The organism is uncultured Friedmanniella sp., assembly GCF_964244005.1.
GTDB lineage: Bacteria > Actinomycetota > Actinomycetes > Propionibacteriales > Propionibacteriaceae > Microlunatus.
On the sequence record NZ_CAXTHG010000046.1, the window covers coordinates 1 to 23,471 of the forward strand.

The following is a 23,471-nucleotide window of genomic DNA, read 5'->3' on the forward strand; positions in this document are numbered from 1 at the left end:
GCCGCGGCAACCACGAGGTGATGATCCGGGGCACGTTCGCCAACATCCGGCTGCGCAACCAGCTGGCGCCGGGCACCGAGGGCGGCTTCACCCGCGACTTCACCCTGGACGGAGGGCCCGTCAGCACCATCTACGAGGCCTCCGAGCACTACCTCGCGGCCGGCACGCCGCTGGTGATCCTGTGTGGGGCCGAGTACGGCTCGGGCTCCTCGCGTGACTGGGCGGCCAAGGGCACGGCCCTGCTGGGCGTCAAGGCGGTCATCGCCCAGTCCTACGAGCGGATCCACCGCTCGAACCTGATCGGGATGGGCGTGCTGCCCCTGCAGTTCCCGGAAGGGACCAGCGCGGCCTCGCTCGGTCTGACGGGTGAGGAGACGCTGGACATCACCGGGGTCACCGCTCTGAACGACGGCTCGACGCCGCCGACGGTCACCGTGACCGCGGGCGACGTCACCTTCGAGGCGACGGTCCGGATCGACACCCCCGGTGAGGCCGACTACTACCGCAACGGCGGCATCATGCCGTACGTGCTGAGGTCGCTGCTCAAGCGCTGACCCGCGGGACCACCGGGGTGGGCCAGCGTCAGCGGCGTAGCCAGGTGGCGCCGACCACGCTGGCCAGCACCCCGAAACCCAGCAGGCCGAACCCGAACGCGGTGCCGCCGACGAGTCCGCGGCTGACCATCGCGTCGTCGGGGTTCTCGGGGTTGACCAGCACCTCCACCTCACGGCCAACCGGGTCGGACATCGTGGTGGAGCTGAAGCGGTTCCAGAAGATGACCTCCCGGCCGTCACGGACGTAGCTGACGCGGCACCGGATCTGGCCGTCGTCCAGCCGGCTGCCGACGACGCGGCCGGGGTAGGACGTCCACTCGTTCCGGCGGCGCCGGTCCCGGACCACGGCCAGGGTCCCGAGGACCACCGCTAGCAGCCCGACGCCGAGGAACGTGGGCGGCAGCCAGCTGAACGGGTCGGGCATCGGCACGGGCCGATCGTACGGGGGTCGGGGCCGGTCAGGCCCGATGCGCGTTCACGCCCGCCCGCAGCGACGCGCGTCGCGAGCCCAGGCGTCGAGCAGGTGGCGCCGCCGATGGCCAGCGCCGGCTGGTGCTGACGCCGTCCTGAGCAAACCGGAGGTGCTCGATCGCCTCGCCGGATCCTGGCCGGAAAAGCTGACCCCGGCCGGGCCGACTGGCCTGGCTGGACCCGACCGGCCTGGCTGGACCCGACCGGCCGCGCGATCACGCACGGCCGGCGGTGTCGTAGGGTGGTGGACGAACACGGGAGTCCGGTGAGCCGGGCTGAGAGGAAGGTTCTCCAACCTTCGACCGTCGAACCTGATCTGGGTCATGCCAGCGCAGGGAGGCCCTCTTGACCATCCCCGTGTCCTCACGAGAGGACATACTCCGCATGAGCACCACCTCCACCGACGAGACCACCACCTCGCCCACCCGCCGTCCCTTCACCTGGCGCTGGAGGGTGGTGGACATCGTCGTGGCCAGCGTCGTCGGTGTCGCCCTCGGCGTGGTCTTCGTCGTCTGGGGCGCCGCCTACAACGTTCTCGAGGCGCCCTTCAAAGCCCTGTTGCCGGGGGCGCAGTCGTTCGTCGAAGCGCCGTTCCTGCTCGGCGCCGTCGTCGGTGGCCTGCTGATCCGCAAGCCCGGTGCCGCCATCTACGTCGAGCTGCTCGCTGCCGTGGTCTCCGCTCTGCTGGGCAGCCAGTGGGGTCTCTTGACCCTCGTCTCCGGCCTGGTGCAGGGGATCGGCGCCGAGATCGTCTTCGCCCTCTTCCTGTACCGGGTGTGGCGACTGCCCATCGCCTGGCTGGCGGGCGCCGGCGGCGGTGTCGCCCTCGCGGTGTTCGAGCTGCTGGCCTACTACGCCGGTAGCACCGCTGTCTTCGCGACCGTCTACGTGGTCAGCGCCACCCTCGGCGGCGCGGTGATCGCCGGCACGCTCTCCTGGTTGGCCGTCCGAGCCCTGGCAGGCACGGGAGCGCTCAGCCGCTTCGCCGCCGGCCGGGACACGCGCGAGCTCGTCTGAGGTGTCGCCCGTTCGGGTGGTCGCCGAAGGCTGGGGCTGGCGGCACGCCGGACGTCGGGCCTGGGCGCTGCGCGCGGTCGACCTGGTCATCGAGCCGGGCGAACGGGTGCTGCTGCTCGGCGCGTCCGGGGCGGGCAAGTCCACCCTGCAGCACGCGCTGGCCGGCGTGCTCGGCGGCGAGGAGGCGGGTGAGGAAGAGGGTCGGCTGACCCTGGACGGCGTCGACCCGCGGCGGGCGCGGGGCCGGGCCGGGCTGGTGCTGCAGGACCCGGACTCCCAGGTGATCTTGGCGCGGGTGGGCGATGACGTGGCGTTCGGCGCCGAGAACCTCGGCGTCCCGCCGGAAGAGATCTGGGGACGCGTCGCCGAAGCCCTGGACGCCGTCGGTCTTGAGCTCCCGCTGGACCACCCCACCGAACGCCTCTCGGGCGGCCAGCAGCAACGGCTGGCCCTCGCCGGCGTCCTGGCCATGCAGCCAGGGCTGCTGCTGCTCGACGAGCCCACCGCCAACCTCGACCCGGACGGGATCCGCGAGGTCTGCGACGCCGTCGCGCGGGTGCTGGACCGGACGGCCGCCACGTTGGTCGTGGTCGAGCACCGGGTCGCCACCTGGCTCCCGCTGGTCGACCGGGTGGTGGTGCTCGGACCAGCCGGGGTGCTGGCCGACGGTGCACCGGAGGACGTCTTGACCCGGACCGGTCCGGCCCTGGCGGCGTCCGGTATCTGGGTGCCGGCCCAGCCGCCCGCGGTGACCCGTCGCCCGCCCACGACGACGTCCGAGGTGCTGCTCACCGCCGAGGGGCTGAGCGTCGGCCGGACCGGTCAGGTGGTCGGCGCGGGTTTGGACCTCACGCTGCCCGCTGGCGCCTCGGTGGCCCTGACCGGGGCCAACGGCGTCGGCAAGTCGACGCTCGCCCTGACCCTCGCCGGGCTGCTCGCGCCACTGGCCGGCCGCGTCCGGGCCGCGCTGCGTCTCGCCGACGGGGCGGGGGAGCGGCCGCACCGGTGGACCTCCCGCCAGCTCGTCGCCCGGGTCGGGGTGGTCTTCCAGGAGCCCGAGCACCAGTTCCTCACCAGCTCCGTCCAAGCCGAGCTGGAGGTGGGACTGCGGGCCACCCGACGGCTGGACGCAGCCGGCCAGCAGCGCGTGGACGAGCTGCTGGAACGGCTGCGGCTGACCGGGTTGGCGCGGGCCAACCCGTTCACCCTGTCCGGTGGGGAGAAGCGGCGGCTGTCGGTCGCGACGGTGCTCGCCACCTCGCCCGCCCTGCTGGTGCTCGACGAGCCGACCTTCGGCCAGGACGCGCTCACCTGGGCTGAGCTGGTCCGGCTGCTGCACGACCTCCTGGACGAGGGCCGGACGGTGCTCTCGGTCACCCACGACCTCGACTTCGTCGCCGCCTGCGCCGACACCGAGCTCACCCTCGGTCCTCAGGGTCTACGGACGGCGCAGCTCCGGTGAGCCTGCTGATGACCCGCCGCGGCGGCGCGAGGATCTTCTCGGTCAACCCGGTGGCGAAGATCGCCGGCCTCGCCGTGCTGACCGGCTGCCTGCTGCTGACCTTGGACTGGGTCTCGGCCACGGTTGCCGTGGCCGGTGAGCTGGTCCTCTTTGTCGCCGCCGGACTGCGCGGCCGGACTCTGTGGCGCCGAACCCTGCCGGTCTGGGTGGCGGCTCCGCTGGCCGGGCTGACGATGACCCTGTACGGCCGAGCGTCCGGCGCCAGCTACTTCCAGCTCGGCTTCGTGCACGTCACCGAAGGCTCGGTCGCGATCGGCGTCGCCACTCTGCTGCGGCTGCTGGCGATCGCGCTGCCGGCGGTGGTCCTCTTCGCGACCATGGACCCGACCGACCTCGCCGACGGGCTGGCTCAACGGGTCCGGCTGCCCAGCCGTTTCGTCCTCGGGGCTCTCGCCGGGCTGCGGCTCGTCGGCCTGTTCGTCGCCGACTGGCACTCCCTCGAGCTGGCCCGCCGCGCGCGCGGCGTGGCCGACACCGGCCGGATCCGGCGGCTGCTCGGCCAGTCCCTCGCCCTGCTGGTGCTGGCGGTCCGCCGGGGGACCAAGCTGGCGACGGCGATGGAGGCCCGCGGGTTCGACAGCCCCGGCGAGCGGACCTGGGCGCGGACCTCGCCGTTCGGTCGCGCCGAGATCGTCACCATCGCGTGCGGGGTCGTCCTCGGCGGGGCCTGCCTAGCCGTCGCCTTGGCGCTTGGGACCTGGAACTTCATCTTCACCTGAGCCCGGCGCGCGAGCCGGCGTCAGGGAGCGGTGACCACGAAGGAGTCGAGCCGGACCGTGACCGGGGCGTTCGTCGAGGAGCTGGAGAGGTAGGGACCGACCCCCACCGAGCCGGCAGTCTGCAGCCCGGCGGTGGTGTCGGTCACCGAACGCTGCCAAGTCGTCGGCTCCGGCGTACCGACCTTCCAGACCTTGGCCCGGAGCGTGGTGGGGGACGAGCCGACCGTCTGGGTGCGCACGTTCAGGGTGTCCCCGACGGCGTAGGTGAGACCGCTGACCGTCGCCGCGGCCTGCAGGTTGACCTCGGTGCCCGTCGAGGTGGTGCGCGCCAGCTCGAGGCTGACAGTTCCCGTACTGGTGATCCGGGTCTTCGCCAGGTAAGCGCCCTGACCGGAGAACCGTCGCCCGTGGGTGCTCACGTAGAGCCCGCTGCCGGTCACGGGCTTGTCCAGGCCGAACGCCAGCCGGGCGTCGGTGGACGCCGCGGACACTGCCGCCAGGCTGGCCACCGGTCCGCTGCCCGCGGCCACCTTGACCGTGCCCACGCCATCAGCCACGGCGTACTGGGTGGTGGCCCCGCTCGTCGTCCAGGCTCCGCCCTTGGGCGCACTGCCCAGGCCGCCGGTGACGGTCCGGGTGAACTGGTCGTCGACGTAGGTGGTGGTCGTCGGCGCGGTCGGGGCGACGTTGAGCGTCCGCTGGGCGGTCGCACCACCGGAGTCGGTGACGGTCAGGGTGACCGGATAGCTGCCGGCGGCCGCGTACGCGTGGCTGGGCCGGACGCCGCTGCCGGTGGTGCCGTCGCCGAAGGTCCACGCGTACGAGGCCACGGTGCCGTCCGGGTCGGTGGAGCCGCTGGCGTCGAAGGTGCAGGTGAGGGTCGGGCAGCTGGTCGTGAACGAGGCGACCGGCGGCTGGTTCGCCGGCGTCGCCGCGCGGGTGATGGTGAAGGAGTCGGCCAACGTAGCGCCGGCGCCCCTGACGAACGACGCCCGCAGGGTGTCGCCGGTGGCGTGCAGGTCGAGGAACCCGTAGGTGGGGTTGGCGTTGAGGCCCGAGGTGGCGGCAAAGTAGCCCGCTTCGGGATCGGCGGCGTTGACGTCGTAGAGCAGCTGGCCGCCCGTGCCGACCACCATCGCGACGGTGCCCGCGCCGGCCGTGAAGCTCGAGTCGGTGTCGGCGACGCAGCCGCTGCTGTAGGTGCCGGGGACGAAGGTCGCGCAGCCGGGGGACAGGGAGAGCTGGTGGCTGCGCTGATAGCTGTGCTCATGCCCGGAGAGCACGAGGTCGACCTTCTTGCTCAGCAGCAGGTTGAACAGGTCGGCGCCGGAGTCGCACGGGTACTTGCCGACGGTCACGCACGGCTTGTGCATCCCGACCACGACCCAGGGGACACCGGCGCTGCGCGCGCTGTCGATCGCCTGGGCGGTCCACTGGTAGCGGGCGGACCCGGCCGAGTAGTCCCAGGTGCCGTCGGGGTAGGTCAGCCCGGGCGAGATCATGATCATCCGCACCAGGGGCTGGGCCGCCGGGACGTCGACGTAGTACTGCCGGCCGTACGTGCCCACCGCGCCGGGCAGCTGGTTGGGCAGACAGGCCGAGAAGTCGTTGATGTTGCCGTTGATCCCGTTCGACTCGTGGTTGCCCGAGAGCAGCTCGAAGGGGAAGCCGTTCCCGATCTTGGACGTGACGAAGTCGCACCAGCCCTGCTCGCCGCCGACCGCCCCGTAGGACATGTCGCCGAGGGCCAGGGTGGCGTCGCCGCCGGTGGCCGCCAGGGTCGTCAGCACCGAGCCGGTGTTGGTGGTCTGGGCGAAGTCGCCCACCGCGGTCAGGTGGACCTCGGGCGTGGCCGGCGCGGCCGAGACCGACGTCCCCAGCACCAGCAGGAACGCGGCCAGGACCATGGCCCGGAGGGTCGCCCGACGTCGCATGAGCGAAACTCTAGCGGCCAGGTCCGACAGGACGGGCCGTTGTTACCGGATCGGGAGCTCTCGGCAGGCCAGGCCTGCGTGGCCGCCGTCGGCGGCGGGGACGCAGGTCGCTGCGCGGAGCGCGGCGCGCGGCACCGCGGTGCACAGCAAGCTCGCGTCCGTGGCGGCTCGGTTCGGCCTGTTCTGCGGAGATGACTGAGACGACGCTGATGATTAGCAAAAGAATTGGCGGCGAGGACTCCGCCACGCTCACCCGGATGTGAATCTTCAACTAGTCCTGAGCCGGTGCTGGTCCGAACCCGAGGTCGACGCGGAGGTTCGCCCCGCAGGGTAGGACGAAGTCAGGTCGGGTAGCAGAGCGACGACGTCCGACGGGCCCCCAGCCCAGGAACCCGGCGTCCGCGAGCGACCGGAGCTGACGCCCCAGAGCGGGGAAGTGGTCCGACGTTGGGGGACGGGCGGGCCACTTCCCTCTCGGAGCGCCGTCGTGGGCGTGTGCCCCGCACAGGCGCTCGTGCCGTGCTTCGTCGGGCGCGTCACCCAGCTGTCACAGCCGCGTCCTATCGTCTGGAGACATGACCACCGACCTGTCGCTCTCGCTGCTCACCGACCCGGGGGTCTTCTCCGTCGACCGCCGCCATGAGCTGGTGGAGCACTACCACCGCTACGGCTTCGTGGTGATCCGGGGCCTGCTGCCGGAGGCGCTGATGGCGCAGATGGAGTCCGAGTGCGTGACGGCCCAGCGGCAGGTGGTGACCGGTGAGCTGCCCGAGCGCTACGGCTCGACGGTGTTCCTCGACGACGCCGCCAAGGCCGACCGGTTCGCGAACTACGTCGAGTACGTCAACGAGATCGCACCCGCCGTCCTCGAGGCCGCGACGCAGCCCGATCTGGTCGCGGTGATCACCGAGCTGCTGGGTCCGGGCTGTTGGCTGAACGACTCCAGCCGCTTCGGTGTGGTCTACCAGGACGCGCGGCCCGGACGGGAGTCCGGCTACACCCGGATCGGCTGGCACTCCGACTGGCAGGCCGCGCCCAACCTCGACATCTGGCCCTCGACCGCCTTCACCTTCCACGTCGACGGGACCGGTCCGGCCAACGGCTTCCTGCGGGTGGTGCCGGGCAGCCACCGCTGGGCGACGCCGGCGCCCTACCGCAACATCAACAACGCGGTCGTGCCCGAGGGCGCCCAGCCCAGCGGCGGCTACACCAGCGAGCCGCCGCCGTTCCCGATGCCGCTCGGCTTCGACAACGTGCCCGGTGAGATCGGCGTCTACACCGAGCGCGGCGACATCATCCTGCACGACGCCTACCTGTGGCACTCCGCGGCGCGGGCCACCGACGACCTGGCCACCCGCCGGCACGTCCGCGGCGGCTACCTCACCGGCGACCGCGACGGCGACGGCCGGCGCGAGGACTTCGTCAAGAACGCCGCCCGCTGACCACCAGTCGGAGGTCGTGACGAACGCCGCGCGCTGACGGGCTCGGGTCAGCCGACCTCCAGGCGCTCCCGGATCAGGGCGGCGTAGGCGGCCATCTCCCCGTCGGCGTAGCGGGTGCGCGGCCAGAAGAAGCCGCGCAGGCCGTCGCCCTTGCTCCGGGGCACCACGTGCACGTGCAGGTGCGGGACCGACTGGCTGACGACGTTGCTCACCGCGACGAAGGTGCCTTGGGCGCCCAGACCCGCCCCGATGGCCCGGCCGATCCGCTGGGCCGTCGTCAGCAGCGGCACCATCAGCTCGGTCGGCAGCTCGAGCAGGGTGTCGACGTGGCGTACCGGCGCGATCAGGACGTGCCCCTTGAAGACCGGCCGGTGGTCCAGGAACGCCAGCACCTCGTCGTCGCGATAGACCACGGCCGCCGGGGTCTCGTCACGGACGATCTGGCAGACGATATCGGTCACGGTCGCGATGGTAGTGGTCATCCGCCAGCGCGTTGCTTACAATCGAACGTGTGTACGAAGCAGCTCGACGATGACCGCGTTCGCTCCACCCGGCTGGCCCGACGGTGTCCGACCGCCTGGCGCGCCCGACTGGGAGGCGACGGCGGTGTCCTTCCTGTTCGACTGTTGTCCGGCGGACTTCCGGGCGTACCCGGTGCTCCGGCGGCACCCGCTCGTGCTGGCCCGGTTCGCGGCGCACTTCGTGGCCGGTCAGTGCCGGTCGGCGCAGGAGGGGCTGGCCGAGATCCGGACGAGCCTGCAGGGGCTGGTCGGGGTCGAGGTGGTCGAGTCCGCAGCCCAGGCCTGGCTCGAGCAGGGCGCGCGGCTGGCCCGGACGACCCGGGCGGTCGGGCTGGTCGAGGAGGCGTTGCGGGGCCAGGTGTTCCGGCCGCGGCTGTGAAGTGTCCGCAGGCGACCGGGCTCACACAGGCAACGGGCGCCGGTCACCGGGTCCGAGGGGGTGCAGCACGTAAACTCGCCCTATGTCACCCGCCTACGGACTGCTGAGCGCCCTTCACAGCCCGGAGGACCTGCGAGCGCTCCAGCCCGAGCAGCTCGAGCAGCTGAGCGCGGAGATCCGTTCCTTCCTGATCCAGAACGTGAGCCGGACCGGGGGCCACCTCGGTCCGAACCTCGGTGTCGTCGAGCTCACGATTGCGATGCACCGGGTGTTTGAGTCCCCCGGAGACCCGATGGTCTATGACACCGGCCACCAGGCGTACGTGCACAAGATCCTGACCGGCCGCCAGGACCTGTTCCCGAGCCTGCGGCAGCGTGGCGGTCTCTCCGGCTATCCCAGCCGGGCCGAGTCCGAGCACGACTGGGTCGAGAACTCTCACGCCTCCACCGCGCTCTCCTACGCCGAGGGCCTGGCCAAGGCCAAGCGGCTGCAGCGTGAGCCCGGCACCGTCGTCGCCCTGGTCGGGGACGGGTCGCTGACCGGGGGCATGGCCTGGGAGGCTTTGAACAACATCGCGGCTTCGGACGACCTGCCGCTGGTGATCGTGGTCAACGACAACGGCCGCTCCTACACCCCCACGGTGGGCGGTCTGGCCAAGCAGCTGGCGGGGCTGCGCACCAACCCGCGCTACGAGCAGGTGCTCGAGCTGGTCAAGCGCAGCGTCAGCCGCGCCCCCCTCGTCGGCACCGCGGCCTACGACGTCCTGCACGGGATCAAGAGCGGGCTGAAGGACGTGCTCGCCCCGCAGGGGATGTTCTCCGACCTGGGTCTGAAGTACGTCGGTCCGATCGACGGTCACGACGTCGCCGCGGTCGAGCGGGCGCTGCAGCAGGCGCGCCAGTACGGCGGACCGGTGCTGCTGCACTGCCTGACCCACAAGGGTCACGGGTTCGCTGCTGCGGAGAACCACGAGGAGGACCACTTCCACGCGGTCGGCAAGATCGACGCCACCACCGGCGTGGCGCTGGGCACCAAGGCCGGCCAGACGTGGACCGACGTCTTCTCTGCGGAGCTGGTCCGGCTCGGCCGCGAGGACGAGCGGGTCGTGGCACTGACGGCGGCGATGACCTACCCGACTGGCCTGCACCGCTTTGCCGCTGCGTTCCCTGACCGTTTCTTCGACGTCGGGATCGCCGAGCAGCACGCCGTGACCAGCGCCGCCGGGATGGCCATGGGCGGCCTGCACCCGGTGATCGCGCTGTACGCGACGTTCCTCAACCGGGCCTTCGACCAGCTGCTGTTGGACGTGGCCATGCACCGCTTGGGCGTGACGTTCGTGCTCGACCGGGCCGGCGTGACCGGCCCGGACGGCGCCAGCCACCACGGCATGTGGGACATGTCGCTGCTGCAGCTCGTCCCTGGGCTGCACCTCAGCGCTCCCCGCGACGCGACCCGGCTGCGCGAGGCCCTGGCGCGGGCGCTGACCATCGATGACGCCCCGAGCGTGCTGCGGTACTCCAAGGACACGATGCCGGCCGACGTGCCGGCCGTCGACTCCCGCGGGGGGGTGGACGTCCTGATGCGGACCGAGCAGCCTCGGGTCCTGGTGGTCGGGCTGGGCCAGCTGGTGGGGACGGCGCTTTCGGTCGGCCAGCGGCTCTCCGACCAGGGCATCGGCGTGACCGTCGTCGACCCGGTGTGGGTGCTGCCGGTCAACCCGGCGCTGATCGAGCTGACCGCCGAGCACGAGCTGGTGATCAGCATCGAGGACAACGGGGTGATCGGCGGGTGCGGCGCCCGGCTGGCTCAGGAGCTGCGCTTCGCCGAGGTGCGGACGCCGGTGCGTGAGTTTGGGATCGCCCAGGAGTTCCTGACCCACGGCAGCCGGACCGAGCTGCTCGAGGAGCTCGGGCTCACCGCGCAGGCCATCGCCCGGTACGCCGTCGAGGCCACGGTGAGCGGCGAGACCCAGTCCACCGAGTCCGCCGTCGACGGTCGCTGACCCGGTGCCCGCCGGGGACCTGACGTTCGGCGAGCTGTCTGGCGGGGACCTGCCGCCGGTCGACCCGGTCGCCGCGCCGTTGCCGGGTCGGGTGGTGCTGGACCAGTTCTGGGCCGACCTCTCCTTCCTGCACTGGCGGCTCGACCCCGACCGGGTGGCGCCGCTGCTGCCCGCGGGGACCCGGCCCGACGTCTTCGACGGCTCGGCCTGGGTCGGGCTGATCCCGTTCCGGATGCGCGGCGCTGGCTTCGGCCGGGGCCATCCGCTGCCGTACGTCGGATCGTTCGCCGAGACCAACGTCCGGCTCTACGCCGTGGACGCCGCCGACCGGCGTGGTGTCGTCTTCGCCTCGCTCGAGGCCGAGCGGCTGGCCTTCGTCCTGGGGGCGCGGCTGGCGCTCGGGCTCAACTACACCTGGTCGCGGATGCGGGTGGCGCGCGACGGTGACCAGCTCACCTACACCAGCCGCCGCCGGTGGCCCGCTCCCCGCGGCGCGCGCAGCCGGGTGGTCGTCCGGGTGGGGACCGAGAAGGTCGTCGACGACCCAACCGCGGACTTCCTGACCGCCCGCTGGGCGCTGCACACCCGCGCCTGGGGCGCGACCCGCTACCTGCCCAACACCCACGGCCGCTGGCCGCTGGTCCGCGCCGAGCTGCTCGAGCTGGACGACGACCTGCTCGCCGTCGCCGGCCTGCCCGGCCTCGCCGGGACCCCACCGGACTCGGTGCTCTACTCCGCCGGCGTCCAGACCCAGTTCGGCCTGCCTCTCCCCAAGCCCTGACCGACTTGTCAGAAACCAGTTGTCCTCTAGGACAACTCAGTTCTGACAAGTCGGGGTCTAGGCGGGTTCAGGCGGGTTCAGGCGGGGGTGGTGGCCACGGAGGCGACGCCTGGAGGGAGGAAACGGCGGCCGAGGACGCGTTCGGACACGCCCTCACGGTCCAGGTACGGCGTCAGGCCGCCGAGGTGGAACGGCCAGCCGGCGCCGAGGATCAGGCAGAGGTCGACGTCCATCGGAGCGGCGACCACGCCCTCGGCCAACATCAGCCCGACCTCCTCGGCCAGCGCGTCCAGGACGCGGTCACGGACCTGCTCCGCTGTGCTGGGCGTGTCTCCGACGGTGAACAGCGCGGCCGTCTCGTCGGAGACGTACGGCTCACCGTCAGCGTTCCACTCATAGATGCCCGGCAGCTGGGCCGCGACCAGGGCCTGCAGGTTCGGCGAGACCGGGAACCGCTCGCCGAACGCAACGTGTAGCGACTCACCGACGTGCAGCGCGATCGCCGGGCCGACGAGCTGCAGCAGCACCATCGGGGACATCGGCAGTCCCAGCGGCCGCAGCGCCTCGTCCGCCACCGTCACGGGCGTACCCTCGTCGACCGCGGCGAACAGCACGCTGGTCAGCCGGGTCAGCAGCCGGTTGACCACGAAGGCCGGGGCGTCGGAGACCAGGACGGCGTTCTTCTTCAGCTGCTTGGCCACGGCCAGGGCGGTCGCGGTGGTCGCGTCGTCGGTCCGGTCCGCGCGGACGACCTCCAGCAGCGGCAGCACCGCGACCGGGTTGAAGAAGTGGAAGCCGACGACCCGTTCGGGGTGCTCGAGGTCGGCGGCCATCCGGGCCACCGACAGCGAGGAGGTGTTGGTGGCCAGCACGCACTCCGCCGACACGTACTTCTCCAGATCGGCGAACACCTGCTGCTTGACTCCGAGGTCCTCGAAGACCGCCTCGATCACGAAGTCGCAGTCGGCGTAGTCCGCGAGGTCGGTGGTGCCCGAGATCAGCGCCCGCAGCCGGTTGGCCTGGTCGGGGGAGACCCGGCGCTTGCGCAGCAGGGTGTCGATCTCGCCGCGCAGATAGCCGAGCCCGCGTTCGACGCGTGCGGCGTCGAGGTCGGAGATGACCACCGGCACCTCAAGCCGGCGGACGAAGAGCACCGCCAGCTGGCTGGCCATCAGACCGGCGCCGACGACGCCGACCTTGGTGACCCGGCGGGCCAGCGTCTGGTCCGGGGCGCCCGCGGGTTTGCGGGCCCGCTTCTGCACCAGGTCGAACGCGTAGAGACCCGACCGCAGCTCCGGGCTCATGATGAGGTCGGCGAGGCCCTCGTCCTCGGCGGCGAACGCCGCGGTCCGGTCGACGGTCTTGGCCGCGGCGATCTGCGCCAGAGCCCGGTACGGCCCTGGAGCCGCGCCGGCGACCTTGCTGTCGGCGAACTCACGACCCCGGTCGACGGCCTCGTCCCAGGCCGCACCGCGGTCGACGTCTGGGCGCGGTACCTCGAGCTCACCGGCCACGACCCGGCCGGCCCAGTCGAGCGACCGCTCGAGAAAGTCCGCGCCGTCGAAGAGTGCGTCGGCGATGCCGAGATTGGCCGCCTGGGGGCCGGTGAGCATCCTGTTCTGGTTGAGGGCGTTCTCGAGGATCACCGTGACCGCCCGGTCGGCGCCGATCAGGTTCGGCAGCAGGTACGCCCCGCCCCAGGCCGGGAACATGCCGAGGAAGCACTCCGGGAGCCCGATGCCGGCGGCGGCAGCCGAGACCGTGCGGTAGTCGCAGTGCAGGGCGACCTCGAGCCCGCCGCCGAGGGCGAGCCCGTTGACGAAGGCGAACGTCGGCACCGCGGCACCATGGTTGTTGACAGCACCGTGCAGCAGGTCGAAGACGCCGTGCCCGATCTGGCCGATGGCCAACGCCTGCTCGCGCTCAGTGATCCGCGCGATGCCGCTCAGGTCGGCGCCCGCGGCGAGGATGAAGGGCTTGCCGGTGACGGCGATGGCGGCCACGTCGTCACGGACGGTGGCCGCCTCGATCGCCGCCTTGAGCTCCCCGAGCCCGCGCGGACCGAAGGTGTTCGGCCGGGTGTGGTCGGCCCCGTTGTCGAGCGTGATCAGCACGGCGATCGCCCCCGCGTGCGGCAGCAGGACGTCGCGGCTGAGCGCGTGCGTGACCACCTCTCCCTCGGCGAGGGCGGCGGCCCGGTCGATCAGCGCGTCCAGCTCGGAGGACTCCATCAGTGCCCACCCTCGGCAGAGAAGTGGGGGTTCTCCCAGATGACGGTGCCGCCCATGCCCAGACCGATGCACATGGTGGTGATGCCAAGACGCACGTCCGACCGCTCGCGGAACTGCCGGGCCAGGTGGATCATCAGCCGGACGCCCGAGCTGGCCAGTGGGTGGCCCAGGGCGATCGCCCCGCCGTACGGGTTGACGCGGGGGTCGTCGTCGTCGAGGCCGAAGTGGTCCAGGAAGGCCAGCACCTGGACGGCGAACGCCTCGTTGACCTCGAACGCGCCGATGTCGGCGATGCCCAGCCCAGCGCGGGCGAGAGCCTTCTCGGTGGCCGGTATCGGACCAACCCCCATCACCTCGGGGTCGACGCCGGCGAAGGCGAAGCCGACCAGCCGCATCGCCACCGGGAGGCCCAGCTCGGTGGCCACGTCCTCGGCGGCGACCAGGCACGCGGTGGCGCCGTCGTTGAGGCCGGCCGCGTTGCCCGCGGTGACCCGGCCGTGCGGCCGGAAGGGGGTCCGCAGCCCGGCCAGGGTCTCGGTCGTGGTGCCCGGCCGCGGCGGCTCGTCAGAGGTGGCCAGCCCCCAGCCGTGCTCGCTGCTGCGGGTGGCCACGGTGACCAGCGACTCCTGGATCACCCCGTCGGCGTACGCCTGGCCGACCCGCTGCTGGCTGAGGGCGGCGAACGCGTCCACCCGCTCGCGGGTGATGGCGGGAAAGCGGTCGTGCAGGTTCTCGGCCGTCGAGCCCATCACCAGAGCCGACTGGTCCACGATCTTCTCGGCGACGATCCGGGGGTTCGGGTCGATGCCTTCGCCCATCGGGTGCCGGCCCATGTGCTCGACGCCGCCCGCCACGGCCACGTCGTACGCGCCGAAAGCGATCCCGGAGGCGACGGTGGTGACGGCGGTCATGGCGCCCGCGCACATCCGGTCGATCGCGTAGCCCGGCACGGTCTTCGGCAGTCCGGCGAGCAGCGCGGCGGTCCGGCCGATGGTCAGGCCCTGGTCGCCGATCTGGGTGGTGGCGGCAATGGCCACCTCGTCCACCCGTTCGGGCGGCAGCTCGGGGTGGCGCCGCATCAGCTCGCGGATGCAGTTGACGACGAGGTCGTCGGCGCGGGTCTCGGCGTAGAGCGACCCCGCCTTTCCGAACGGGGTACGGACGCCGTCGACGAAGACGACCTCGCGGGATTCACGCGGCATGGTCGCCATATTACCGGTCGGTAACTTAGGCGCCAGCCAGCCGGCCGGCTCGGGCCGGTGAAGCGACCAGGACCGACCGTCGCGCAGCCTTGCTGTCGCGAGGTCGGACCGAGAGACTGCCTCGATGACCCCGCCGTCGCTGCCCCGCACCATGCGTGCCGTCGTCCTCGACGCGCCCGGCCCGCCGGAGGCGCTGGTGATCCGCGACCTACCCGTCCCGGCGCCGGAGCCGGGGCAGGTGCTGATCCGGGTGCACGCGTTCGGGCTGAACCGTTCGGAGCTGCACACCCGGCTCGGACTGGCGTCCGGTGTCACCTTTCCGCGGGTGCTCGGCATCGAGGCGACCGGCGTGGTCGCCGCCTGTCCGGGCGGAGAGCTGGCGCCCGGCCAGCAGGTGGTGGCGATGATGGGCGGGATGGGCCGCACCTTCGACGGCGGCTACGCCGAGTACACCTGCGTCCCGGTCCGCCAGGTGGTCCCGTTCGTCAGCGACCTGGACTGGAGCGTCCTGGGCGCGGTGCCGGAGATGCTGCAGACCGCGAACGGGTCGCTGACCGTCGGGCTGGACGCCCAGCCCGGCCAGTCGATCCTGGTGCGCGGCGGCACCTCCTCGGTCGGGATGGCGACGACCGTCCTGGCGCGGCTGCGCGGCCTCCGCGTCCTGGCCACCACCCGCAACCCGGCCAAGGTCGACGCCCTGCGCGAGATCGGGGTCGACCACGTGCTGATCGACGACGGTCATGTCGCCGCGCAGGTCCGGGCCGTGCTGCCCGAGGGCGTCGACTGTGCGCTCGAGCTGGTCGGCACGCCGACGCTGCCCGACACCTTGGCCTCCGTCGGTGTCCACGGCGTCGTCTGCTTCACCGGCATGCTCTCGAACGAGTGGGTGGTGAAAGACTTCTACCCGATCGACTACCTGCCGCGCGGAGTCCGGCTCACCGCGTACGCCGGGGACGCGACCGACCTGGGGCCCGTAGTGCTGCAGGAGTTCCTGGACGCCGTCGCGGCCGGTACGGCGGTGGTCCCGATCGACCGGGTCTACGCCTTCGACGAGATCGTCGAAGCCTCGCGGGCGATGGAGTCAGGCGAGACGCGCGGCAAGCTCGTCGTCACGACGACGTAGCGTCCCTGGCCTGGTCGGGCTGCGGTGAAGCCGCGAGCAGCGGCGTGATCAGCGGGACGGTCAGCTCCCGCTGCCAGCGCCGCGCCCCGGAAGCGGCCAGCGCCGCGTCGACGGTCTCGGCCGTCACCGGAGCGGGCGGCCGCCACGCCAGGCGGCGGACGTGCTCGGGGGTGAGCAGGTTCTCTACCGGCAGGTCGAGCTCGGCCGCCACGGCACTGAGGGCTTCGCGGACGGCGGTGAGCCGCGCGGCGGCCTCGGGGTCGCGCGACGGCCAGAGCCGGGCCTGCGGCGGTCCGTCGTGCGGCACGTGCAGCGGCGGCAGGGACGACTCCGGCAGTGCGGCGACCGTGTCCAGCGCGTTCAGCCAGGTGGTCTCGTAGCGCTTCGCCTGCCGCCGGCTGAAGGCCGCGATCTGTCGCAGCGCCGTCCGGTCGGGGACCTTCGCGGCGGCGAGCTCGCTGATCGCCAGGTCGGGCAGCACCTTGCCGGGAGCACGGTCGGTCGACTGGGCGATCGCGTCGCGGGCGTACCAGAGCTCGGCGACGCAGCCGAGGCCCCGCCGGCTGCGGACCCGGTGGATGCCGGAGGTCCGACGCCACGGATCGGTCCGCGGCTCGGGCGGGACGCCCGCCCCGGCGACGAGCGCGGCGAACTCCTGCCGGGCCCACTCGTCCTTGCCCGTCTCGACGAGCTCGGCGGCCAGCTTGTCGCGGAGCTCGACCAGCAGCTCCACGTCCAGTGCGGCGTAGGTCAGCCACTCCGGCGGCAACGGCCGGCTCGACCAGTCTGAAGCGGAGTGCTCCTTGAGCAGCCGGACGCCGAAGAACTCCTCGATCATGGTGCCGAGCGCGACCCGGGGGTAGCCCAGCAGGCGCGCCGCGAGCTCGGTGTCGAACAGGGTGCGCGGGACCAGCCCGACCTCGTACAGGCACGCGAGGTCCTGGCTGGCGGCGTGGATCACCCACTCGGCGTCCGCGATCGGGGCGCCGAGGGAGGAGAGGTCGGCGGGGGTGCCGAAGGCGATCGGATCGACCAGGTGGGTACCCGAACCGGCCCGCCGCAGCTGGATCAGGTAGGCGCGCTGGCTGTAGCGGAACCCGTGCGCACGCTCGGCGTCCACCGCGACCGGCCCGGTGCCGGCCGCGAGCGCTGCGGTGGTCTGCCCCAGCGCGTCGGGGTTCATGACGACCGGGGGAGTGCCGTCGGCCGGCTCGGTGAGCAGCGGGACCTCGGGGGTCACGTCCGGCGGCGGCGACGCTGCTGGATCGCGCTCGTCCGACGCGGCCTCGGGCGGCGCGGCGTCGGTGGTCGCGATCAGGTCAGGCGGGGTCAACGTCCTCGAGGGCTTCGGCTCGGCGGGTGGCGCCGGGAGGGCATCGGGACCACCCCAGCGGGCAGCGGGGGGAGGCCCGCCGTCGTACAGAGTAGTTCAGCCCACGCTGCGAGGTGGGCGCTGAGGCCCGTTCCGGCGACGAGCTGGGGCGTCCAGGAGGCACGCACCTCGATCTCGGCCCGTGGCTCCTCCTCGGCCATCCCGCCGAACGACTCGCTGGCCACCGAGGTGACGGTCCCGCTGGGGGCGCCGTACTCGGCCCCGTGCGCCGCGAGCGCGTCGAGCAGCCACGACCAGCCGACGCGGGCCAGCAGCGGGTCGGTCACCATCTCGGGGTCGACGTCGGCGCGGGAGAAGGTGACGCAGCGGAAGGTGCCTTCCCACGCGGCGTTGCCGGCGGGGTCGTGCAGCAGCACCAGCCGGCCGCTGCCGATCTCTTCCCCGCCGACGACCACCTCGGCGGTGACGGCGGCCGCGAAGGGCGAGATCCGTTGCGGGGCGGGCATCTCGTCGACGACGAGCTCGGGCCGCCAGGACGCCGACATGAGCTCCTGCACGGCCCGCCGGAAGGCGTCCGGGGCAGGAGCCACTTCGGTGCGCGCGGCCATCTGAGGAGCGTATGCGGCACTTCCGGGGCAGCGCCGCCGACGCGCCGGATTTCGACGTCGTGACAGGATTCGGGGTGTGCTCCCCGACTTCGGCTCTGCCCGCGTGGGTCCTGCCTCGGTCTTCCTGGCCGCGGCACGTCAGCGGCAGCTCGACGACCGGGTGCCGGTGTGGTTCATGCGCCAGGCCGGCCGGTCGCTGCCGGAGTACAAGCGCATCCGCGAGGGCATCCCGATGCTGGAGAGCTGTGCCCGGCCGGACCTGGTCGCCGAGATCACCCTGCAGCCGGTCCGCCGCTACGGGGTGGACGCGGCGATCTTCTACTCCGACATCATGGTGCCGCTGAAGGCGATCGGCGTCGACCTCGACATCGTGCCCGGCCGGGGACCGGTGATGGGGCACCGGTTCGCCGGCGAGGCCGACCTGGCGTCCTTGCGTCCGGTGCAGCCCGACGACGTCGGCTACGTCACCGAGGCCGTCCAGATCCTGGTCGGTGAGCTCGGGGACACGCCGCTGATCGGGTTCGCGGGCGCGCCGTTCACCCTCGCCAGCTATCTGGTCGAGGGCGGGCCGAGCAAGGACTACGCGCGGACCAAGGCGTTGATGGTGGGGGAGCCCGAGCTCTGGGACGCCCTCTGCTCCCGGCTCGCGGACATCTCGGCCGGCTTCCTGCGAGCCCAGGTCGAGGCCGGCGCGAGCGCGGTGCAGCTCTTCGACTCGTGGGCCGGCAGCCTGTCGGCCGAGGACTACGCCCGGTTCGCCCAGCCGTACGCGGCGCGGGTGCTGCAGCAGCTGGGCACCGACGTGCCGCGGATCCACTTCGGGGTGGGGACCGGTGAGCTGCTGGGGCTGATGGGTGCGGCGGGAGCCGACGTGGTCGGGGTCGACTGGCGGCTGCCGTTGGCCGAGGCGAGCCGGCGGATCGGCCCGACGTACGCCGTCCAGGGCAACCTCGACCCGGCCCTGCTGGGCGCGCCGTGGCCGGTCCTGGCCGACCGCGTCCGCGCGGTGGTCAGCTCGGGCGCCCGCACCCCCGGACACATCTTCAACCTCGGTCACGGGGTCCCGCCCGACGCCGACCCGGCCGTGCTCGGCCGGATCGTCGACCTGGTGCACGCCGAAGGGCCGGAGCTGCGCCGCGCGGCGCTGGCCGACGTGTCGACGGTGGTCGAGGTCACGGTCGGGGCCGGTCCCACGTGACGCACGTCGCCGTGGTCGGCGGGGGCATCACCGGGCTCGCCGCCGCCCGCCGGCTGGCGCAGGCCGGGGCCGAGGTCACCCTGCTCGAACAGTCGGCCCGCTGGGGCGGCAAGCTCGACCGGACGGTGTTCGGCGCGAGTGGCTCCGGTGACGTCGGCCTGGACACCGGGGCCGAGTCGGTGCTGGCTCGTCGGCCCGAGGCGGTGGCGCTGGTTGCTGAGCTCGGGCTGACCGGACAGCAGGTGCACCCGACGGCCGCCAAGCCCCAGCTGCTGGTCGGCGGCCGGTACGTGGCCATGCCGCCCTCGCTGCAGGGGATCCCGGTCGACGTGCCCGCGCTGTCGAGCCTGCTGTCGGCCGCCGGCCTGGCGTACGCCGCCGGGGAGCCCGATCGCCCCGCCCCGCCGCTGGCCGCCGACGTACCCATCGGCGCGTACGTGGACGAGCGGTTCGGGCCCGAGGTCACCGACCGTCTGCTCGAACCACTGCTGGGTGGCGTGTACGCCGGTCGCGCCCGCGACCTCTCGTTCGCCGCCGTGACGCCCGACCTCTACGCCCGGGCCCGGACCGGCGGCTCGCTGCTGGCCCACGCCCGAGCCGGCCTACGGCCTGGACCGGCGACGCCGGTCTTCGCCGGTCTGGTCGGTGGCGTGACCGGACTGGTCGACGCGCTGGTGGCCGACCTGGACCGTCGCGGCGTCGTCCGGCGTTCGGGCAGCACGGTCCACGGTCTGGCGCCGCTGCCGGACGGCCGCTGGCGCCTCTGGTGCCGGGCGGGCTCGACCTCGGCGGCAACGGAGGTCGACGCCGTGGTGCTGGCGCTGCCGGCCGCCCCCGCCGGTCGACTGCTCATCGGCCTGATCTACTCAGCCGAGGCGTACGAGTCGATCCCGTACGCGTCGGTGGCGGTGGTCACGCTGGTGGTCCGGGGGTTGCGCACCGGGAGCTCCGGCCTGCTCGTACCTCCTGGGGAGCTGCCGACGATCAAGGCGCTCACCCACTCCTCGGTCAAGTGGGACTGGGTCCGGCAGCAGGCCGAACGCACGTGGGGGTCGGACGTCGCCGTGGTCCGGACCAGTGTGGGCCGGATCGGGGAGGCGGCGCTGCTGCAGGTCGACGACCCCACCCTGGTCCGACGGACGTTCGTCGAGGCCCAGAGCCTGCCCGGCTGGGAGAACGTCGGTCTGGTCGACGCGCGGGTGACCCGCTGGGGCGGCGCGCTGCCGCAGTACGCCGTGGGCCACCGCGAGCTCGTCGCCTCGTTGCGCGCCGAGCTCGCTGAGCTGCCCGGCCTGGCGGTGGCCGGCGCGGCGCTGGACGGGGTCGGAGTCGCCGCCTGCCTGGGATCCGCAGACGTGGCGGCGACCAAGATCATCGTTGATCTTGGCCTGCCCGAGCAAGATCAACAACTGCTCGACCATGATCACCAACTGAACGAGCATGGTCAACTGGAGGGAAGCAACAGATGAAGGCGCGCGAGATCAACGACACCATCCGCTACACGATGTGGTCGGTGTTCCGTCGGACCGGCACTCCCGAGGGGCCAGCGGCCGACAGTGCCGTCGACGCGTTGCGGGCGATCGAGAAGGTGAGCACCGACGCCGACGTGGTGATCCGCGGCTGGTACGACGTGGCCGGGCTGCGCGCGGACGCCGACCTGATGGTCTGGTGGCACGCGCCCACCGCCGACGCCCTGCAGGACGCCTACCACGCACTACGCCGGTCCATCCTCGGTGCGCAGCTGGAGCCGGTCTGGTCGCAGCTGGCGCTGCACCGGCCGGCTGAGTTCAACAAGGGCCACGTGCCGGCGTTCATGGCCGATGAGGAGCCGCAGCCGTACCTCTGCGTCTATCCGTTCGTGCGCTCGTACGAGTGGTACCTGCTGGAGGACACCGACCGGCGCCGGATGCTGGCCGAGCACGGCATGCTCGCCCGGCCGTACCCAGACGTCCGGGCCAACACCGTGTCTTCGTTCGCGCTCGGTGACTACGAGTGGATCCTGGCCTTCGAAGCCGCCGAGCTGCACCGCATCGTCGACCTGATGCGCGCCCTGCGCGCCGCCGAGGCGCGTCGGCACACGCGCGAGGAAGTGCCGTTCTACACCGGGCGGCGCCGCGAGCTGGCCGAGATCGTCGCCCTCTGGTGACGCTCGCTGCGCGAGGTAAGGCTCGGTGAGCGCTACGCGCTCTCGCCCCGCTGTTCCGCAGAACCAAGCGCTCCTTCGTCGCGCGGTTCTGCGGCGAGCGTCAAAGAAACCGAGTTGATGCAGTAGCGCTGGCCGGTCGGGGTGCCGTAGCCGTCGTCGAACACGTGGCCCAGGTGGCTGTCGCAGGTGGCGCAACGCACCTCGACCCGCTTCATGAACATGGTGCGGTCCTCGATGTAGCGGACCCGGTCCTCGGCGAGCGGTGCGTAGAAGGACGGCCAGCCGCAGTGCGAGTCGAACTTGGTCGTGCTGCGGAACAGTTCGGCCCCGCAGGCGCGACAGGAGTAGACGCCCTCGGTCTTGGTGTCGGTGTACTCCCCGGTGTAGGGCCGCTCGGTCCCGGCCTCGCGGAGCACGTGGTACTCCTGCTTGCTGAGCTGGGCGCGCCACTCGCTCTCGGACTTGACCACCTTGCCCACCTGCTGGGCCGGGTTGGTGCTGGAGATGTCGGTCATCGGTTCCTCCTCGGTTGCTGTGCAGTCAACGTCGACCCGGCGGCCCCTTGTTCCGGTCCCGCTTCACTATGCTCTCGAACATGGCAGTCCCCGCGCTCGAGCTGCAGGTCGGGGGCCGGACGGTCCGCGTCACCAGCCCCGACAAGGTCTACTTCCCCGAGATCGGCCTGACCAAGGGCGAGATGGTCCAGTACGTGCTGACCGTCGGGGACGGGATCTTCGCTGCCCTGAAGGACCGGCCGGTCACTATGGAGCGCTGGCCCGGCGGCTACCGGCCCGACGTCACGCTCAGCACCCGCACCGACTCTCACCACGACGCGTTCTACCAGAAGCGCGCGCCGTCGCGGGGGATGCCGGAATGGGTGGAGACGATGACCGTCACCTTCCCGTCGGGCCGCACCGCCGACGAGGTCTGCGCCACCGAGCTGGCGACCGTGGTCTGGATGGCTAACCTCGGCACCCTGCGCTACCACCCCTGGCCGGTCACCCGCGCCGACGCCGACAAGGTGGACCAGCTGCGGATCGACCTCGACCCGCAGCCTGGCACCACGTTCGCGGACGCCGTCCGGGCCGCGTACGAGCTGCGGGAGGTCCTCGCCGAGGTAGGGCTCACCGGCCACTGCAAGACCAGCGGTGGCCGGGGCGTGCACGTCTTCGTCGGGGTCGAGCCAGAGCACGGGTTCGTCGAAGCCCGGCACGCGGTGATCGCCCTCGGCCGCGAGCTGGCCCGGCGGATGCCCGACCACGTCACGGTCAACTGGTGGAAGGAGGAGCGAGGGGAGCGGATCTTCGTCGACTTCAACCAGATGGCCCGGGACCGCACGATCGCCTCGGCCTACTCGATCCGGCCGACGCCGCGGGCCCTGGTCTCGGCCCCGCTGACCTGGGACGAGCTGGCCGAGGTCGAGCCCGAGGACTTCACCATCCCCACCATGCTCACCCGCTTCGCCGAGGTCGGCGACGTCTGGGCGCCGTTGTACGCCGCCCCGCCGGGCCGGCTCGACGCGGCGCTCGAGCGGTACGAGCGCGACGTCCGCGACCTCGGCACCGGCCGGTACGGCGGCGCCGAGATGCCGTACCCGCCCGACTACCCGAAGATGCCGGGCGAACCCGCGAGGGTGCAGCCGAGCCGGATGACCGCCGAGACCAGGGAGAGCGAGGAGATGGACTGACGCCGGCGGCTTCGGCTCAGGGCGCGGAGGTCATGGCCGCTTCCGGGGCCGACGGGACGGCGGTGGGGGTGGTCGGCGTGCGCTGGGCGGTGCGGTTGGCCGGCGACAGCAGGAAGGAGAAGCGGGCGATGTGGGGGGCCCAGGTCCGAACTGCTTCCAGGCTGGTGAGGTTGACCAGCGCCGAGGCCGCCGCGCTGCGTTCGAGCAAGGAGCGCCACAGCCCGGCCTCGGTCGCGTCCAGGTCGCACAGCACGTCGTTGCGCCAGGTGGTTCCCTCGGCTCGCGGCTCGAGACCGCTGACGAACTGCTGCCAGGTGCTGTCGACCTCGCCATGGCATGCCCCGCCGCGCAGGTCCCGGGCGCTGTCTGCCTCGGCGAAGAGGAGGACGTGCAGAGCGGCGGTTCCACGTGATCAGCGCTCCGTCTCTGCGGGCCCACTGCGTTCGCTCGTGAGCAGCTCAGCCCCATAGTGGCGGAGACTCGCGCGCGCCACCAGCCATCCCTCAAGATCGGCTTCGACCTGCGGGTCGGGCGGCGATCCTGAGCGCTCAGATTCAAGGAATTGGTGCAACACCTGACTGAGAGGTGTTGATCATGAGTG

21 protein-coding genes, 1 pseudogene and 1 riboswitch are annotated in these 23,471 nt (G+C 72.3%); of the genes and pseudogenes, 13 read left to right on the top strand and 9 right to left on the bottom strand.

Annotated features, from left to right (window positions below):
* Positions 1-554: pseudogene (gene acnA, locus ACFE76_RS19610) on the top strand (aconitate hydratase); the annotation flags it as partial.
* 28 nt (positions 555-582) lie between these two features.
* Here acnA and ACFE76_RS19615 read toward each other — a convergent pair.
* Entirely contained in the window at positions 583-978 is a 396-nt protein-coding gene (locus tag ACFE76_RS19615; protein ID WP_375433490.1) for a DUF3592 domain-containing protein, read from the bottom strand.
* Between the two features lie 300 nt (positions 979-1,278).
* A riboswitch (TPP riboswitch) is annotated at positions 1,279-1,380 on the top strand.
* A gap of 29 nt (positions 1,381-1,409) precedes the next feature.
* Here ACFE76_RS19615 and ACFE76_RS19620 point away from each other — a divergent pair.
* From ACFE76_RS19620 to ACFE76_RS19630, 3 genes are read left to right on the top strand one after another with little or no spacing between them, the layout of a single operon-like run.
* Positions 1,410-2,042, top strand: a complete 633-nt coding sequence (locus ACFE76_RS19620) for an ECF transporter S component (RefSeq protein ID WP_375433470.1) — start codon at positions 1,410-1,412, stop codon at positions 2,040-2,042.
* A gap of 1 nt (position 2,043) precedes the next feature.
* Complete coding sequence (locus ACFE76_RS19625) at positions 2,044-3,504, top strand: ABC transporter ATP-binding protein (protein ID WP_375433471.1); 1,461 nt, start codon at positions 2,044-2,046, stop codon at positions 3,502-3,504.
* Entirely contained in the window at positions 3,501-4,283 is a 783-nt protein-coding gene (locus tag ACFE76_RS19630; protein WP_375433472.1) for an energy-coupling factor transporter transmembrane component T family protein, read from the top strand. Before ACFE76_RS19625 ends, ACFE76_RS19630 begins: the two co-directional genes overlap by 4 nt.
* A gap of 20 nt (positions 4,284-4,303) precedes the next feature.
* On the opposite strand, the gene ACFE76_RS19635 is transcribed toward ACFE76_RS19630, so the two are convergent.
* Positions 4,304-6,217, bottom strand: coding sequence for a PKD domain-containing protein (locus ACFE76_RS19635; protein WP_375433473.1), 1,914 nt, complete (start codon positions 6,215-6,217; stop codon positions 4,304-4,306).
* A gap of 575 nt (positions 6,218-6,792) precedes the next feature.
* Here ACFE76_RS19635 and ACFE76_RS19640 point away from each other — a divergent pair.
* Complete coding sequence (locus ACFE76_RS19640; RefSeq protein ID WP_375433474.1) at positions 6,793-7,659, top strand: phytanoyl-CoA dioxygenase family protein; 867 nt, start codon at positions 6,793-6,795, stop codon at positions 7,657-7,659.
* A gap of 47 nt (positions 7,660-7,706) precedes the next feature.
* On the opposite strand, the gene ACFE76_RS19645 is transcribed toward ACFE76_RS19640, so the two are convergent.
* The gene (locus ACFE76_RS19645; protein ID WP_375433475.1) at positions 7,707-8,141 is read right to left on the bottom strand and encodes an HIT family protein; all 435 of its coding nucleotides are present in this window, start codon (positions 8,139-8,141) and stop codon (positions 7,707-7,709) included.
* A gap of 49 nt (positions 8,142-8,190) precedes the next feature.
* Between ACFE76_RS19645 and ACFE76_RS19650 the strand changes: the two genes are divergently transcribed.
* From ACFE76_RS19650 to ACFE76_RS19660, 3 genes are all read left to right on the top strand, one after another.
* The gene (locus ACFE76_RS19650) at positions 8,191-8,559 is read left to right on the top strand and encodes a hypothetical protein (RefSeq protein WP_375433476.1); all 369 of its coding nucleotides are present in this window, start codon (positions 8,191-8,193) and stop codon (positions 8,557-8,559) included.
* 82 nt (positions 8,560-8,641) lie between these two features.
* A complete protein-coding gene (dxs, locus tag ACFE76_RS19655) occupies positions 8,642-10,561 on the top strand; it encodes a 1-deoxy-D-xylulose-5-phosphate synthase (RefSeq protein ID WP_375433477.1) in 1,920 nt (639 codons plus the stop codon).
* A gap of 4 nt (positions 10,562-10,565) precedes the next feature.
* Positions 10,566-11,342 carry a YqjF family protein gene (locus ACFE76_RS19660; RefSeq protein ID WP_375433478.1) on the top strand — a complete coding sequence of 259 codons (777 nt, stop codon included), beginning with the start codon at positions 10,566-10,568 and terminating at the stop codon, positions 11,340-11,342.
* Between the two features lie 77 nt (positions 11,343-11,419).
* On the opposite strand, the gene ACFE76_RS19665 is transcribed toward ACFE76_RS19660, so the two are convergent.
* Positions 11,420-13,573, bottom strand: a complete 2,154-nt coding sequence (locus ACFE76_RS19665; RefSeq protein ID WP_375433479.1) for a 3-hydroxyacyl-CoA dehydrogenase NAD-binding domain-containing protein — start codon at positions 13,571-13,573, stop codon at positions 11,420-11,422.
* Positions 13,573-14,775, bottom strand: a complete 1,203-nt coding sequence (locus ACFE76_RS19670) for a thiolase family protein (RefSeq protein WP_375433480.1) — start codon at positions 14,773-14,775, stop codon at positions 13,573-13,575. Before ACFE76_RS19670 ends, ACFE76_RS19665 begins: the two co-directional genes overlap by 1 nt.
* A 124-nt stretch (positions 14,776-14,899) precedes the next feature.
* On the opposite strand from ACFE76_RS19670, the gene ACFE76_RS19675 reads away from it, so the two are divergent.
* Positions 14,900-15,898, top strand: a complete 999-nt coding sequence (locus ACFE76_RS19675) for a zinc-binding alcohol dehydrogenase family protein (protein WP_375433481.1) — start codon at positions 14,900-14,902, stop codon at positions 15,896-15,898.
* Here the strand turns inward: ACFE76_RS19675 and ACFE76_RS19680 are convergent.
* Both ACFE76_RS19680 and ACFE76_RS19685 read right to left on the bottom strand, forming a co-directional pair.
* Positions 15,885-17,231 carry a ribonuclease D gene (locus tag ACFE76_RS19680; RefSeq protein ID WP_375433482.1) on the bottom strand — a complete coding sequence of 449 codons (1,347 nt, stop codon included), beginning with the start codon at positions 17,229-17,231 and terminating at the stop codon, positions 15,885-15,887. The genes ACFE76_RS19675 and ACFE76_RS19680 overlap by 14 nt on opposite strands.
* Positions 17,228-17,839: a DUF3000 domain-containing protein gene (locus ACFE76_RS19685; protein WP_375433483.1), complete on the bottom strand. Its 612-nt coding sequence runs from the start codon at positions 17,837-17,839 to the stop codon at positions 17,228-17,230. Before ACFE76_RS19685 ends, ACFE76_RS19680 begins: the two co-directional genes overlap by 4 nt.
* 76 nt (positions 17,840-17,915) lie before the next feature.
* Here ACFE76_RS19685 and hemE point away from each other — a divergent pair, with 76 nt between their 5' ends.
* From hemE to hemQ, 3 genes are read left to right on the top strand one after another with little or no spacing between them, the layout of a single operon-like run.
* Positions 17,916-19,037 (top strand): uroporphyrinogen decarboxylase, encoded by a 1,122-nt coding sequence (gene hemE / locus ACFE76_RS19690; RefSeq protein WP_375433484.1) that lies wholly within the window; start codon positions 17,916-17,918, stop codon positions 19,035-19,037.
* Positions 19,034-20,506, top strand: a complete 1,473-nt coding sequence (gene hemG / locus ACFE76_RS19695; protein ID WP_375433485.1) for a protoporphyrinogen oxidase — start codon at positions 19,034-19,036, stop codon at positions 20,504-20,506. The genes hemE and hemG overlap by 4 nt, the downstream gene beginning before the upstream one ends.
* Complete coding sequence (hemQ, locus tag ACFE76_RS19700; protein WP_375433486.1) at positions 20,503-21,183, top strand: hydrogen peroxide-dependent heme synthase; 681 nt, start codon at positions 20,503-20,505, stop codon at positions 21,181-21,183. The genes hemG and hemQ overlap by 4 nt, the downstream gene beginning before the upstream one ends.
* Before the next feature lie 32 nt (positions 21,184-21,215).
* Here hemQ and msrB read toward each other — a convergent pair whose 3' ends face one another.
* Positions 21,216-21,698, bottom strand: a complete 483-nt coding sequence (msrB, locus tag ACFE76_RS19705; RefSeq protein ID WP_375433487.1) for a peptide-methionine (R)-S-oxide reductase MsrB — start codon at positions 21,696-21,698, stop codon at positions 21,216-21,218.
* An 80-nt stretch (positions 21,699-21,778) separates the two neighbouring features.
* Between msrB and ACFE76_RS19710 the strand changes: the two genes are divergently transcribed.
* Positions 21,779-22,870 carry a DNA polymerase domain-containing protein gene (locus ACFE76_RS19710; protein ID WP_375433488.1) on the top strand — a complete coding sequence of 364 codons (1,092 nt, stop codon included), beginning with the start codon at positions 21,779-21,781 and terminating at the stop codon, positions 22,868-22,870.
* Between the two features lie 16 nt (positions 22,871-22,886).
* Here the strand turns inward: ACFE76_RS19710 and ACFE76_RS19715 are convergent, their stop codons facing one another.
* Positions 22,887-23,123, bottom strand: a complete 237-nt coding sequence (locus tag ACFE76_RS19715) for a hypothetical protein (protein WP_375433489.1) — start codon at positions 23,121-23,123, stop codon at positions 22,887-22,889.
* Positions 23,124-23,471 lie beyond the last annotated feature (348 nt).